Annotated in this window: 16 protein-coding genes; 8 read left to right on the forward strand and 8 right to left on the reverse strand. The window is 33.7% G+C overall.

Annotation, left to right across the window (positions count from 1 at the left end; all coding sequences use genetic code 11):
* Positions 1 to 7: 7 nt before the first annotated feature.
* From ES675_RS10420 to ES675_RS10430, 3 genes are read right to left on the reverse strand one after another with little or no spacing between them, the layout of a single operon-like run.
* The gene (locus tag ES675_RS10420) at positions 8 to 751 is read right to left on the reverse strand and encodes a hypothetical protein (RefSeq protein ID WP_066254805.1); all 744 of its coding nucleotides are present in this window, start codon (positions 749 to 751) and stop codon (positions 8 to 10) included.
* Positions 738 to 1,517: a peptidase associated/transthyretin-like domain-containing protein gene (locus ES675_RS10425; RefSeq protein WP_066254808.1), complete on the reverse strand. Its 780-nt coding sequence runs from the start codon at positions 1,515 to 1,517 to the stop codon at positions 738 to 740. The genes ES675_RS10420 and ES675_RS10425 overlap by 14 nt, the downstream gene beginning before the upstream one ends.
* Positions 1,504 to 2,289, reverse strand: coding sequence for a hypothetical protein (locus tag ES675_RS10430; RefSeq protein WP_066254812.1), 786 nt, complete (start codon positions 2,287 to 2,289; stop codon positions 1,504 to 1,506). The genes ES675_RS10425 and ES675_RS10430 overlap by 14 nt, the downstream gene beginning before the upstream one ends.
* Positions 2,290 to 2,402: 113 nt before the next feature.
* Here ES675_RS10430 and pepE point away from each other — a divergent pair, with 113 nt between their 5' ends.
* The 4 genes from pepE (at position 2,403) to ES675_RS10450 (ending at position 5,661) form a co-directional block, all read left to right on the forward strand.
* Positions 2,403 to 3,110 carry a dipeptidase PepE gene (pepE, locus tag ES675_RS10435; protein WP_066254815.1) on the forward strand — a complete coding sequence of 236 codons (708 nt, stop codon included), beginning with the start codon at positions 2,403 to 2,405 and terminating at the stop codon, positions 3,108 to 3,110.
* A 2-nt stretch (positions 3,111 to 3,112) separates the two neighbouring features.
* Complete coding sequence (locus ES675_RS10440; RefSeq protein WP_066254821.1) at positions 3,113 to 3,580, forward strand: GNAT family N-acetyltransferase; 468 nt, start codon at positions 3,113 to 3,115, stop codon at positions 3,578 to 3,580.
* A gap of 114 nt (positions 3,581 to 3,694) precedes the next feature.
* The gene (gpmI, locus tag ES675_RS10445; protein ID WP_066254825.1) at positions 3,695 to 5,212 is read left to right on the forward strand and encodes a 2,3-bisphosphoglycerate-independent phosphoglycerate mutase; all 1,518 of its coding nucleotides are present in this window, start codon (positions 3,695 to 3,697) and stop codon (positions 5,210 to 5,212) included.
* Positions 5,213 to 5,247: 35 nt separating this feature from the next.
* A complete protein-coding gene (locus ES675_RS10450; RefSeq protein ID WP_066254829.1) occupies positions 5,248 to 5,661 on the forward strand; it encodes a BT0820 family HAD-type phosphatase in 414 nt (137 codons plus the stop codon).
* Positions 5,662 to 5,663: 2 nt separating this feature from the next.
* On the opposite strand, the gene ES675_RS10455 is transcribed toward ES675_RS10450, so the two are convergent.
* Entirely contained in the window at positions 5,664 to 6,935 is a 1,272-nt protein-coding gene (locus ES675_RS10455; RefSeq protein ID WP_066254833.1) for an acetyl-CoA hydrolase/transferase family protein, read from the reverse strand.
* A 122-nt stretch (positions 6,936 to 7,057) separates the two neighbouring features.
* Here ES675_RS10455 and map point away from each other — a divergent pair, with 122 nt between their 5' ends.
* The 4 genes from map (at position 7,058) to ES675_RS10475 (ending at position 9,666) form a co-directional block, all read left to right on the forward strand.
* The gene (gene map, locus ES675_RS10460) at positions 7,058 to 7,876 is read left to right on the forward strand and encodes a type I methionyl aminopeptidase (protein WP_066254839.1); all 819 of its coding nucleotides are present in this window, start codon (positions 7,058 to 7,060) and stop codon (positions 7,874 to 7,876) included.
* Positions 7,877 to 7,991: 115 nt separating this feature from the next.
* Positions 7,992 to 8,366, forward strand: a complete 375-nt coding sequence (locus ES675_RS10465; RefSeq protein ID WP_066254923.1) for a GxxExxY protein — start codon at positions 7,992 to 7,994, stop codon at positions 8,364 to 8,366.
* A gap of 26 nt (positions 8,367 to 8,392) precedes the next feature.
* A complete protein-coding gene (locus ES675_RS10470; RefSeq protein ID WP_066254843.1) occupies positions 8,393 to 9,160 on the forward strand; it encodes a class I SAM-dependent methyltransferase in 768 nt (255 codons plus the stop codon).
* Between the two features lie 125 nt (positions 9,161 to 9,285).
* The gene (locus ES675_RS10475) at positions 9,286 to 9,666 is read left to right on the forward strand and encodes a DUF423 domain-containing protein (protein ID WP_066254846.1); all 381 of its coding nucleotides are present in this window, start codon (positions 9,286 to 9,288) and stop codon (positions 9,664 to 9,666) included.
* A gap of 301 nt (positions 9,667 to 9,967) precedes the next feature.
* Here the strand turns inward: ES675_RS10475 and ES675_RS10480 are convergent, their stop codons facing one another.
* From ES675_RS10480 to nqrF, 4 genes are all read right to left on the reverse strand, one after another.
* Positions 9,968 to 10,159, reverse strand: coding sequence for a hypothetical protein (locus ES675_RS10480; RefSeq protein WP_066254849.1), 192 nt, complete (start codon positions 10,157 to 10,159; stop codon positions 9,968 to 9,970).
* 207 nt (positions 10,160 to 10,366) lie between these two features.
* Positions 10,367 to 11,350: an FAD:protein FMN transferase gene (locus ES675_RS10485; RefSeq protein ID WP_066254853.1), complete on the reverse strand. Its 984-nt coding sequence runs from the start codon at positions 11,348 to 11,350 to the stop codon at positions 10,367 to 10,369.
* A gap of 67 nt (positions 11,351 to 11,417) precedes the next feature.
* Positions 11,418 to 11,795: a Na(+)-translocating NADH-quinone reductase subunit F gene (locus tag ES675_RS10490; protein WP_066254856.1), complete on the reverse strand. Its 378-nt coding sequence runs from the start codon at positions 11,793 to 11,795 to the stop codon at positions 11,418 to 11,420.
* A 145-nt stretch (positions 11,796 to 11,940) separates the two neighbouring features.
* Positions 11,941 to 13,248, reverse strand: a complete 1,308-nt coding sequence (nqrF, locus tag ES675_RS10495; RefSeq protein WP_066254860.1) for an NADH:ubiquinone reductase (Na(+)-transporting) subunit F — start codon at positions 13,246 to 13,248, stop codon at positions 11,941 to 11,943.

The following is a 13,248-nucleotide window of genomic DNA, read 5'->3' on the forward strand; positions in this document are numbered from 1 at the left end:
AATACTTTTACTTTTTTATATCTTGCTTATAGAGCTCTAATTTTTCAACTAAAAACTGCAAAATAACAATCCCATTTTTGTTCTTACAACGTTCTAAAAATTGCGAATCTTCAGAACAAAAGTAAAAATAATCCATACGGGAAGCAGGTTCTAATGGGTAATTAGCAAATAAATCAGCTTCGTGCGCTACCCGGATTTCATGTAAAAGCTCATCTTTCTCTTCCAATACGGCTTGCATTTTATAACGTTTAATGTTGCCATTAATGGTGTTTACCAACATCCCAATCATGCCATTTTTAGCATAGCTTAAACGTCTTTCGGTTTGGGTGGGCATTTTTCCTTGATAACTAGGAATACCTGCTTTTTTAGCTGTCATGGGTTGGCCTTCTACAGCTTGAACATCTTGAAGCAAATAACCAGAAAGCACTTTTCCTACCACGACTTCATCCAGCATGTTCACTAACGGCTCCAAAAACACCTGAATTTGTGTCTCTTCAAGCATTTCAGCATCTACAACCAAAGAAACTAATTGATGTTGAATAGATGAAATAATTATGATATCATTTAACTTACCCGGAATTACAAACCCGCCAGAAGCATTGGTTATGGTAAATTTTTTTGATGTTTTATTAATAATATGAATATTTTCAGCATCTAAATTTGTGATAACCTGACCTTCCAAATCTGTAGTTTGAGAAAACATATTTGAGGTGAAAATAAATAGTAAGAATCCAAATCTAATCGCTTTCATGGGAATTAGCGATTTTTAGATTTTGTTTGAAAATTTGTAATTTTTCAATTAAATAATTTAGAATTTCAATAGATGATTTGTTTTTGCAGCGCGCTAAAAAATCGGGTTGTTCAGAAGCAAAGTAAAAATATTCCATAACATATTCTTCTTGGAGTGGGTTTTCGGTAAACAAATCATTAGAAAGCTCGTTCTTTATACTAAACATTAAATCGTCTTTCTCTTCTAGTTTCACCTGCTTTTTCAACTTTTTGGTTCTGCCTGAAATAGCATTTAAAATAGGATTTAGCGGAATAAACCCACCTCCTGTAGTCGCTTCGTTTAGTTTACGTTCACTTTGGGTTTTTAGTGGTCCTTGATAACTGGGAACGCCGGCTTTTTGAGATGTCATCGGTTCATCTTCAACACTAGAAACGTCTAACACCATATTTCCTGTTAATATTTTTCCAACGACTACTTGATCCAATTCATTTAATTGCTCCTCTAAAGTGACCACCAAGGTTTTATTCTGGATAATCTCAGCATCCATTAAAATAGATGTAATTTTATGTTGAATAGATGTAAAAATCAACGTATCATTTAAAGTTGCAGAAACCCGAAACGTACCATCTGCATTGGTAATCGTGAATTTCTGTGCAGTTTTATTAATAACGTGAATGTTCTCTACGTCTGTTGTACTTTGCACTTTCCCGGATAGCACTATAGTTTGTGAGTAACTTTGTTGAACTGTAACCAACAGCAATAAAAGAAATAATTTAATTCTGCCCATTGGTTTGTTTTAAAAACAATTCGCTTTGTTCTTGCAAGAATTCCATACGATTCATTTCATTTTTTTCTCCCAACATGCTTACTTCAAATCCGTTTTCGACACAGAATGCAAAAAAGGACTCAACCTGATTTAAAGGAATATTATAGGTTTCATTAATGTATTGTGGTGAATAAATATCGGCCAAATCCAAAGGTCTATTGTCACGAAGCATTTGAATTGTTTCCTTTTTTAATGGACCATTCAATATTTTATTGATTCCAAAAATATTGGCGAAATTCAACCCATTATAAAAAACACCAGGATCTGTAGCTATATTCTGTGGTTTTGAAAACTCGTCTTCACCAAATTCCAAATTACTCAAATTACCAAAACTCATAAGAATTGCTTTTTGAGTTTCTGCATTATTAACATCAACTAACAAATCGCCTGTTAATTTGGAAGGCAACAAAATTACTTCACTTAAAGTATTTATAGCTTCCACTAAAAATAATCGCAGTTTTTTAGAATCAATAACATCTTTTGTTATTACAACTGTTCGTGCTTCATATTGTAATGCCGAAATTTCCAGTACATCTTTAATAGCCACTTCCATGGTGAAATTACCTTCAATATCTGCAATGGTTCCTTTATTAGATGATATATTAAAAATGGTAACACCTTCTACATCGCTATTCGCAATAATTTTTCCTTCCACTTCAACACGTGATGTATTTTGAGAAAAAACAGTTCCAATTGTAAATAAAAAAAGAAATCCGAGTAATTGATGCTTCATAGTGGTAGGTTTAGTTGTGATAAAGAAACTATTTCAAATCTTAATTAAAATGCAAATAGCTGATAAACTTTTGTTAAATCCAATGTTTACTTAAATTTACAAAAAATTGGCTTATGAAACAATTACTTATTGCAAGCACATCAACTATTCATGGTAGTGGATATTTAGACTATTTATTGGACGATTTAAACGTATTCTTCAAAAATTGCCAAACTATTTTATTCATCCCTTATGCACGACCAGGCGGTATTTCGCATGACGCATACACCCAAAAAGCGCAAGAGGCTTTTCAGAAAATCAATAAAAATGTTATCGGTATTCATGAATTTGAATCGGCTGCAGACGCTATAAATCAAGCTGAAGGTATTTTTACAGGTGGTGGCAATACCTTTGTTTTACTTTCGCAACTGTATAAAAACAATTGTATTGAAGCTTTAAAGAATGCAATCCATTCCGGCACACCTTATTTAGGAACTAGCGCAGGAAGTAATATTTGTGGATTAACTATTAATACCACCAATGACATGCCAATTGTGTATCCACCAAGTTTTAAAGCGTTGGCATTTGTTCCTTTTAATATTAATCCGCATTATCTAGATCCAATTCCCAATACCAAACACATGGGTGAAACCCGTGAAACACGAATTAAAGAATTTCATGCCTATAATACATTTCCTGTTATTGGCTTGCGTGAAGGTAGTTGGTTAGAAGTAAAAGGTAAAACCATAACATTAAAAGGAACTTTAGAGGCGCGAATTTTTGAATATGAGAAAGAACCTTATGAGATTAAAAGTGATACTACTTTACAGCATTTAAAATAATTATGACAAGTGATTCCCATAAAATAGACCATTTTAATTATAGTGTTAAACGTATTTCTGCTGAAGAAACGTATGCTGTTAGGCAATCCATTTTAAGAGCTGGCAGACCCATTGACGATTGTGTTTTTGAAGGCGACACGCTAGAATCAACATTTCATTTAGGATTGTATTTTAAAGCGTCATTAATTGGTGTTGCAACCTATATAAAGAATAAAAATGCTGTTTTTCCTGAAGAATCACAATATCAATTACGTGGTATGGCTATTTTAAAAAAACATCAAAAAAAAGGGTTAGGAACACTTTTAATTCAGGCAGGTGAAGCGGAATTATTAAAAATGAAGGTTGACAGATTATGGTTTAATGCTCGCGAAGTGGCCACCAAATTCTATACAAATCATGGCTACAAAATTCAAGGAGACAGCTTTAATATTGAAAGCATTGGTATTCATTTTTTAATGACTAATAAATGATTAATGTTATTGAGTTATTAATTAATAACGGAATAACTAATATCAAATCAAAATAACTTTCAACTAGGCAATAAACGTATATCTTTGTAATTTAAATTTTTTACCACATTCACTATGAATAAAAAAGTGATATTAATGATTTTAGACGGTTGGGGGAAATCTCCTGACCCTAAAGTTTCTGCAATAGATCATGCTAACACACCATTTATAGATTCCTTATATTCCAAATATCCACATGCAAGTTTACGCACTGACGGTTTGCATGTTGGACTTCCGGAAGGTCAAATGGGAAATAGCGAAGTGGGACACATGAATCTTGGCGCTGGACGCATTGTATATCAGGATTTGGTGAAAATTAATTTGGCCGTAAAGAATAATACCCTCAAAGATGAACACACGTTAATTGATGCCTTTAACTATGCAAAAACCCATAACAAACCAGTTCATTTTGTAGGTTTAGTGAGTGATGGCGGTGTACATTCTCATATTAATCATTTATTCGGATTAATTGATGCAGCAAATCAGGCCGGTGTTACCAATTCGTATATTCATGCCTTCACAGATGGTCGTGATGTAGACCCACATTCTGGTTTGGACTTCATTTCCAAACTTGGGAATTTTATAATTAATTCACCAACCGAATTAGCAAGTATTACAGGTAGATATTATGCCATGGATCGCGATAAACGCTGGGAACGCATTAAGTTAGCTTATGATGCTTTGGTGAATGGCATTGGCGTACATTCAAAAAATGCTACGGACGCCATTCAGCAAAGTTATGATGCTGATATTACAGATGAATTTATAAAACCTATCGTCATGGTTGATGCGCAAAATCAACCAAAAGCAACCATCAAGGATGGCGATGTTATTATTTATTTTAACTTCAGAACAGATAGAGGTCGCGAGTTAACGGAAGCATTAACACAGGCTAATTTTCATGAGCAAAACATGCATAAGCTCAATTTATATTATGTAACCATGACGAGTTATGATGACACTTATAATAATATTCACGTCGTGTATCATAAAGACAATCTAAATAATACGCTTGGCGAAGTTTTAGAAACGCACAATAAAAAACAGATTCGGATTGCCGAAACTGAAAAATATCCACACGTAACATTTTTCTTTTCTGGCGGTCGTGAAACACCGTTTGAAGGCGAAACCCGTATTTTAAGAAACTCGCCAAAAGTAGCTACTTACGATTTAAAACCCGAAATGAGTGCCTACGAATTGCGTGATGCTTTAATTCCAGAATTGCAAAAAGGCGATGTAGATTTCGTGTGTTTAAATTTTGCAAATGGGGATATGGTTGGACATACAGGTGTTATGGCTGCAGCTATCAAAGCTTGTGAAGTGGTTGATACGTGCGTAAAAGATGTCGTAACAACAGCGCTTGAAAATGGCTATACCACATTATTAATTGCCGATCATGGCAATTGTGAAACCATGATAAATCCTGATGGTTCACCAAATACAGCACATACCACAAATCCGGTTCCAATAATTTTAATTGATAACGATTTAAAGTCTATTAAAGATGGTGTTTTAGCCGATTTAGCACCAACAATTTTAAAACTCATGGGAATTCCGCAACCGAAAGCCATGACACAACATCCAATTATATAAGCTAAATTTTGTATTTTAGGAATTAGAAATAGTATATGAATTTCACTGATAAACTTATTATAGCCGTCGATTTTGATGGAACCATTGTAGAAGATGCCTATCCAAAAATTGGTAAGCCTAAACTATTTGCTTTTGAAACACTTGAACGCTTGCAAAAAGAAGGTCACAGATTAATTCTCTGGACGTATAGAAGCGATATTCGCTTAGCAGAAGCTGTTGCGTTTTGTAAAGAAAATGGCTTGGAATTTTATGCTGTAAATAAAAGTTTTCCTGAAGAGCAATTCGATTATGCGAAAAGCCGAAAAATCCATGCGGACATTTTTATAGATGACAGAAATATAGGTGGTCTTTTGGGTTGGGGTGAAATTTATCAATTACTTGCCAACCCAAAATACCATCCTCATAAACTTCCAAAAAAGAAAGGATTATTTTCCTTTTTAAGAAGATAAAATTATCCTCTTATTAATTCGAAGTAACTTTTATCAACAGTCTCTTGATGATCAGGATGCGCTATATTTACTAATGCTTTCACGCGTTCTTTAATAGTTTTCCCGTATAAATTGGCAATGCCATATTCCGTTACCACATAGTGCACATGTGATCTGGTTGTTACCACACCAGCTCCAGGTTTTAAACTTGGTACAATTCTGCTAATTCCTGACTTTGTTGTAGATGGTAAGGCAATAATTGCTTTTCCGCCTTCACTTAATGAGGCACCCCGGATAAAATCCATTTGACCACCAACACCAGAGTACATGTGTGCTCCTATAGAATCTGCACAAACTTGTCCGGTGACATCCACCTCTATAGCCGAGTTTATAGCGACCATTTTAGGATTTCGTTTTATTATGGATACATCATTTGTGTAATTAGAAGCCCGCATTTCTACAAACGGATTATCGTCTACATAATCATAAAGTCGCTTGGAACCCATTAAAAAGGTTGTTAAAGCACGACCACGATTAATGCCTTTATAGTTTCCGTTAATGACATCGTTTAAAATTAAATCAATAACACCATCGGAAAACATTTCAGTATGCAAGCCTAAATCTTTATGATTCGTTAAGCGTGTTAAAACCGCATTTGGAATATTGCCAATTCCCATTTGAAGCGTGCTTCTATCTTCAATTAAACCAGCTACATGGATTCCTATTTTATTTTCAATTTCTGAAGGTGTTACCATGTCATGTGTTGGTAAAGCTTCATCACAATCTACAAAAATATTAATTTCAGAATGGTGAATAATACCTGCGCCATGCGTTCTTGGCATTTGGACATTTACTTGTGCTATGACAACATCTGCATTATCAATAGCTGCTAACGTTGCTTCAACAGAAACACCTAAAGAGCAATAACCATGTTTATCAGGCACAGACACATGAATAAAGGCATATTGTAAATCCACAATATTGCGCTTAAAAAGCAAAGGTAATTCACTTAAAAAAACAGGCGTATATGAACCGTTTCCAGCTTTTAAGGTATGACGCACATTTTTTCCTATAAAAAAGGAATTCACATGAAAACTATCGCGATATTCTGGGTTCGCATAAGGCGCATCACCTTCAGTATGTAATTGACAAATTTCCACATTGCGTAATTCTTCATGTCTATCTGTTAAAGCGCGAAGCAAAACTTGAGGCGCTGCAGCAGCTGCTTGAATATAAATTTTACTATTTGATTTTACGACTTTTACGGCCTCTTCTGCCGAAACTGATTTATACATAGGTTCCAATTTTAAAGTGTAAAGTTCGAGAAAAAGAATCAACTAAAACCTGTCAAAAGTCATATTCCTAAAGATTACATAGCTTGTATAAATTAAGTATCTTTGCACATATTTTTGAATATATGATTATAGTAAAAACAAGAGAAGAGATAGAATTAATGCGTGAAAGTGCTTTAATTGTATCTAAAACTTTAGGAATGCTTGCCAAAGAGGTAAAGCCGGGTGTTACCACATTGCAATTAGATAAATTGGCTGAAGATTTTATTCGGGAACAAGCTGCTATACCTGGGTTTTTAGGTTTGTATGATTTTCCAAATACGCTTTGTATGAGTCCAAACTCGCAAGTTGTCCATGGATTCCCAACAAATGAACCTTTGCAAGAAGGCGATATTATTTCTATAGACTGTGGTGCTATAAAAAACAACTACTACGGTGATCATGCCTATACATTTGCTGTTGGCGAAATAGATCCAGAAATTCAAACGCTTTTAGATGTTACCAAGCAATCTTTATATGAAGGGATTCGTGAATTTAAAGTTGGTAATCGTGTTGGAGATGTTGGTTATGCTATTCAAAAATACTGTGAAGACAGAGGTTATGGCGTGGTTCGTGAATTAGTAGGTCATGGCATAGGTCGTAAAATGCATGAAGATCCCGAAATGCCAAATTACGGCAAACGCGGTCGTGGTAAAAAGTTTATTGAAGGCCAAGTAGTAGCTATTGAACCTATGATAAACATGGGAACACATAGAATAAAACAACATCGTGATGGTTGGACCATTACCACTCTAGATAATAAACCATCGGCACATTTTGAGCACGATGTGGCTATTGTAGATGGGAAACCTGAATTGCTTTCTACGTTTGCTTATGTTTATGATGCTTTAGGGATTGTGAGTGATGAGGAGGATGCGTTTAGACGTGAACCGATTGTGCTTTAACTATTGTGCGGAGATTCAATAATTGGAATAAATGCTTTTACACTATTTTGACACGAATTTTACTAATTTGCACTAATGTTTGGAATCCAATTCTATAATGTTCAACAAAAAAACTATGTCGAATCTAATTTATAAAGAAGAAGCTTATAAAATTATTGGCATATGTATGGAAGTGCATAATCAGCTTGGAAAAGGTTTTAATGAAGTAGTTTATTCTGATGCGTTAGAAATTGAATTGATGGATAATAATATTTCATATTCGCGTGAAAAAAAATATGGAATTCTATATAAAGGGAATTTACTTCGACACAAGTATAAAGCAGATTTTATAATTGATGACAAAATCGTTCTGGAGTTAAAAGCCGTTGAATGTTTGCATTCTGCGCACTTGAAACAAACGTTGAATTATTTAGCAGTCTCCAAGTTAAAGCTAGGTTTACTAATTAATTTTGGTGAAGAAAGTTTAAAATATAAAAGAATCGTTCTCTAACTGATTCGTGAAAATCCGTGAAATCTGTGTCTAAAAATCTATTCAAAAAAATCCTAAACACCATACCAAGACCAATCTTAATCCGATTGAGTTATGTAGCACGTCCTGTTTTAGCTTTTTTTATGAAAGGCGATACCTATACAGATCCTATTGATGGCAAAAGTTTTAAATCGTTTCTACCATACGGTTACGGGAATCAGCGTGACAATGTGTTATCACCTTCTACCCTTTCTTTAGAACGTCATAGATTACTTTGGCTTTATTTACAAAATGAGACCAATTTTTTTACAGCTGAAAAAAGCGTGCTTCACTTTGCACCAGAACAATGTTTTTTAAAACGCTTCCAAAAACTTAATAACCTCAACTATACAACAACCGATTTAGAATCGCCAATTGCTGATGTAAAAGCAGATATTTGTAATCTTCCATTTGAAGATAACAGTTATGATATAATTTTATGCAATCATGTTTTAGAGCATATTCCAGATGACACCAAAGCCATGCAAGAATTATACAGAGTGATGAAACCAGGTGGTTATGGCATATTTCAGATTCCACAAGATTTAAATCGCGATAGCACTTTTGAAGATGATAGCATTACCGATAAAAAAGAACGTGCTGCCATTTTTGGACAATATGATCATGTGCGAATTTATGGCCGTGATTATTTTGATAAACTCCGTAATATTGGATTTAAAGCTGAAGAAATGGATTACACAGCTAAACTTACCGATGGTGAAATAGAACGCTATTGCTTGGCTAAAGGTGAGATTATTCCGGTAGTTTATAAATAAAAGTTGTTTCGCAAAGCTACACAGAGAAATCTGTCGTTTTTAACGACTTTTAGTGCTTTTACAGTTAGAAAACTATATGTAACAATTTGAATATTAATTAACCTGACCTTCTAAAACTTACTAAAATGACACATCAAATTATAATTGCAACAGCTGCTATTTTTGGAATGTTAGCCGTAATTTTTGGCGCTTTTGGCGCACATGCTTTAAAGAAAATCTTATCTCCAGATCAACTACAAAGTTTTGAAGTTGGCGTGAAATACCAAATGTATCATGCTATTGTTTTATTAGCTTTAGGTTTTAGCTCGTATAATGTTACCTCCACAACCTATTGGTGTTTTACTATTGGAATTGTATTGTTTTCTTTCAGTATATATGGGTTGGTATTATCTGATGCTAAAGGAAAAAAAATGCGGTTTTTAGGCCCCATTACACCTATTGGAGGCTTGCTTTTAGTTGCTGGATGGTTTTTATTATTGGTGAATGCGTTTTTATTAGTAATTTAATACTGTTTGATAAACAAATGGCGCTTGGGCTATTTATTTTTGAGCTCCTGAATTTCCAATATCATTTTTAATTAAAAAATCCTCCAATACCGGTAACGTTTTATCTTTAAAAACAAGTTGATGCCTACAATGCACCATTTGCAGAATCTGAAATGAACCATTCGTGTTTTTTACAAATTTCGAATTTCCTGAATACGCACCACTGGTATTTTCTAGTGTTTCAAATCAAAATAGATTTCAAACATTATTTTAACTTTTGTATAATCCCGAACATCATTACTAACCAAAGCATTTATTTTGGCTACATTACTGTCTCAATATCTTTAATATAGCGTCTTGCTTTACTAAAATATTCTAATGCGCTATCTAAATCGCCTTCCAACAAACTTATTTCCGACTTGTCTACATTTATAGCCCTAATTTCGGCATCAGATTGTGATAAAACAGGCAGTACAAAAAACATCAGAAATGCAGTAGTAAATAGAAATTTCATAAAATTATAAAATAGATTTAATTATAAAATATACTTGATACATATCGGAGCAGATGTATATCAACATGTTATAATCTAAAAGAGCAAGAAGTTTAAAAAAGAAAAAATGTGTAAACAGAAGTTTTTCTTACTATGTTAAATTAAGATTATAAAAAACACTTTTTAAAGCTATAATCTTAATTATTACAAGATTGGAAGTCTAAAACACTAGTTATCAGGAAAACCATTTATAGAAACCGTTTCAAATTCATTGAGGTCATTTTCAAAAATCAAAAACACTTTTAATTCAGGATGTGTTTCTAAAAATTCTTCAACTTTTTCAATTCCCATGGCTTTAAAAGCGGTAGCATACGCATCAGCAATCATACAATTTTCTGCAATGACTGAAATACTCAACAAATTGGTTTTGCTTGGATAACCTGTTTTGGTATCGATAATGTGAGAATAGCGATTTCCTTGGTCATCAATTTTAAACTTCCGGTAGGTTCCTGATGTTGCCATAGACTCATTTTTTAAGCTTATAGCATTTAAAATGGATTGTTCACCATCAAAATGTGGCATTTCTACACCTACTTTCCAACTGCTTTGTTTTTCTATATTGGTACCACGCGTTCGGATTTCACCACCAATTTCAACTAAATAATTTTTAACGTTTTTTGACTCCAAAAATAAACCAATTACATCCACACCATATCCTTTGGCAATAGCATTAAAATCAATAAATGTACTTGTGGGTTTAGTAATCGTATTATTCTTAATAGAAACTTTATTAAAACCAACACCGAGCATGAGGCTATCAATTTTAAGACTATCTAAAGCTACTATTTTTCCTTCAGGACCAAAATCCCAAGCGTTTACAACAGCTCCAATTGTAGGGTCGAAAGCACCATTAGTTGCTTGATAAATAGTGTTTGAAGTGTTGAATACATTTAAAAAATGATCATCAACGGAAACAGTTTCATTTCGGTTTAATTTTGAAATATCAGAATCTGGAATATAAGTAGACATAGATGTATTGATAACCGCAAACAGACTATCAAATTGTGGTTGATAATTGACTTCCGAATCGTAAATAACGGAATACATGGTTCCAAAAACTGGACCTGTTAACTTCGTATTTGTCGGTTCTTGATTACAAGAGACCATAAATATAACAAATGAAAAAGTAAATAATATATGTTTTAGTTTCATTTTAAAAGTATTTCAGTTCTTCGGATATCTCACCAAAATACGAGAATATTTTAGTTAACCGTTATTTTTAATTTAGGTTGGTTTCAATTACTTGAATTCCGTTGTATTCTATAAGATATTCTTCGTTTAAATAGATTGGTAAATCTTCGCCATCAGGATTACCTAATCCTACGCCAGCATAAAGCACTTTAGCATCTTTTTCAGCCGCGTGTTTTTTAAAAGTTTCCATCCAAACTATGTCATAATTATTTGGATTATCAGGCAATAAAACAGCCCGAATTATCACAAAAAAATACTGACTATTTTTATCAATACACACAAATTGCGGATGTCTTTTTAGTTTACTATTAATGGCTACAAATTCAAAACCACGCTGCTCCAAATCTTTACCAACATGGTTCATGGCTAAATTATGACGCTCTTGTTCTGTGAGTTCTTTTTTCATAGTGCAAAATTACAAATTATTAAAAAAACAAGGAGAATAATCTTATTTTAAATTAGTTCACTATCGGATTTAATCCGTGTCAATTATTCCCAATAAAAAAGCCAACTCTGAAGAGTCGGCTTTAAATTGTATTAATACATTCAGATTATCCTCCAAAGTCATCAAAACGAATGTTCTCATCTGGAATACCAAAATCCTCTCCCATTTTTTGAACTGCTTGGTTCATTAAAGGTGGTCCACAGAAATATAATTCAATATCTTCTGGTGCATCATGATGATTTAAGTAATTATCAATTACACAGTTGTGAATGAATCCTACGAAACCATCACCTGGTGCATCAATATTTTCTTTTACTTTCCAATTATCTTCTTCCATTGGTTCAGACAATGCTAAATAGAACTTGAAGTTCGGAAATTCTCTTTCTAATGCATTAAAATGCTCTAAATAAAACAATTCACGTTTCGAACGTCCACCATACCAATAGGTTACTTTTCTACCTGTTTTTAGGGTTTTGAATAAGTGATATAAGTGTGAACGCATTGGCGCCATTCCTGCTCCACCACCTACATACAACATTTCTGCTTCAGACTCGTTGATGAAGAATTCACCATAAGGTCCAGAAATAATTACTTTATCTCCTGGTTTCTGAGCAAAAATATAAGACGAAGCAATACCTGGATTTACATCCATCCAACCGTTTTTAGCACGATCAAAAGGGGGTGTTGCAATACGTACGTTTAACATAATTTCACGTCCTTCAGCTGGATAAGAAGCCATAGAATAAGCACGTTCAACCGTTTCTGTGTTTTTCATCACTAATGGCCATAATGCAAATTTATCCCATTCTGCTTGAAACTTATCAGGCGTTTCATGCTCTTCTGGATGTGCTGTAATATCCATGTCTGAAAATTTAATTTCACAGTTAGGAATTTCAATCTGGATATAACCACCAGCTTTGTAACCCATATCTTCAGGAATTTCAACAACAAACTCCTTAATAAATGATGCCACGTTATAATTACGAACAACGGTAGCTTCCCATTTCTTAATACCAAATACTTCTTCTGGAATAGAAATTTCCATGTCTTGTTTCACTTTTACCTGACAAGATAAACGTGCACCCTCTGCTAATTCTTTTCTAGAAAAATGTGGTGTTTCAGTCGGTAATGCTTCGCCACCACCATCTAGTACGTGGCATTCACATTGAATACACGTTCCACCTCCACCACATGCAGATGGTAAGAATATTTTATTTGCGCTTAAGGTAGACAATAATGTATCTCCAGAAGCTACTTCAATTTCTCTTTCTCCGTTGATTAAGATCTTTACGGGACCTGATGGAGATAATTTTTGTTTGACAACTAAAAGTAAAGTTACCAGTAGTAAGGTTATGATTAAAAACGCTATTACTGTTGTTATTACTGTTCCTAATGTTCCTGTTGCTAAAATCAT

This window comes from Algorimicrobium algoritergicola, from assembly GCF_008086165.1.
Classification (GTDB): domain Bacteria; phylum Bacteroidota; class Bacteroidia; order Flavobacteriales; family Flavobacteriaceae; genus Algorimicrobium; species Algorimicrobium algoritergicola.

What these genes read in the sequence shown, in the direction of transcription:
- gpmI (WP_066254825.1), top strand. Translation starts at nt 3,695, where the DNA reads ATGAATAAAAAAGTGATATTAATGATTTTAGACGGTTGGGGGAAATCT.
- ES675_RS10490 (WP_066254856.1), bottom strand. Translation starts at nt 11,795, where the DNA reads ATGAAAAAAGAACTCACAGAACAAGAGCGTCATAATTTAGCCATGAAC.
- ES675_RS10465 (WP_066254923.1), top strand. Translation starts at nt 7,992, where the DNA reads ATGTCGAATCTAATTTATAAAGAAGAAGCTTATAAAATTATTGGCATA.
- pepE (WP_066254815.1), top strand. Translation starts at nt 2,403, where the DNA reads ATGAAACAATTACTTATTGCAAGCACATCAACTATTCATGGTAGTGGA.
- ES675_RS10455 (WP_066254833.1), bottom strand. Translation starts at nt 6,935, where the DNA reads ATGTATAAATCAGTTTCGGCAGAAGAGGCCGTAAAAGTCGTAAAATCA.
- map (WP_066254839.1), top strand. Translation starts at nt 7,058, where the DNA reads ATGATTATAGTAAAAACAAGAGAAGAGATAGAATTAATGCGTGAAAGT.
- ES675_RS10420 (WP_066254805.1), bottom strand. Translation starts at nt 751, where the DNA reads ATGAAAGCGATTAGATTTGGATTCTTACTATTTATTTTCACCTCAAAT.
- ES675_RS10480 (WP_066254849.1), bottom strand. Translation starts at nt 10,159, where the DNA reads ATGAAATTTCTATTTACTACTGCATTTCTGATGTTTTTTGTACTGCCT.
- ES675_RS10450 (WP_066254829.1), top strand. Translation starts at nt 5,248, where the DNA reads ATGAATTTCACTGATAAACTTATTATAGCCGTCGATTTTGATGGAACC.
- nqrF (WP_066254860.1), bottom strand. Translation starts at nt 13,248, where the DNA reads ATGATTTTAGCAACAGGAACATTAGGAACAGTAATAACAACAGTAATA.
- ES675_RS10425 (WP_066254808.1), bottom strand. Translation starts at nt 1,517, where the DNA reads ATGGGCAGAATTAAATTATTTCTTTTATTGCTGTTGGTTACAGTTCAA.
- ES675_RS10475 (WP_066254846.1), top strand. Translation starts at nt 9,286, where the DNA reads ATGACACATCAAATTATAATTGCAACAGCTGCTATTTTTGGAATGTTA.
- ES675_RS10430 (WP_066254812.1), bottom strand. Translation starts at nt 2,289, where the DNA reads ATGAAGCATCAATTACTCGGATTTCTTTTTTTATTTACAATTGGAACT.
- ES675_RS10440 (WP_066254821.1), top strand. Translation starts at nt 3,113, where the DNA reads ATGACAAGTGATTCCCATAAAATAGACCATTTTAATTATAGTGTTAAA.
- ES675_RS10485 (WP_066254853.1), bottom strand. Translation starts at nt 11,350, where the DNA reads ATGAAACTAAAACATATATTATTTACTTTTTCATTTGTTATATTTATG.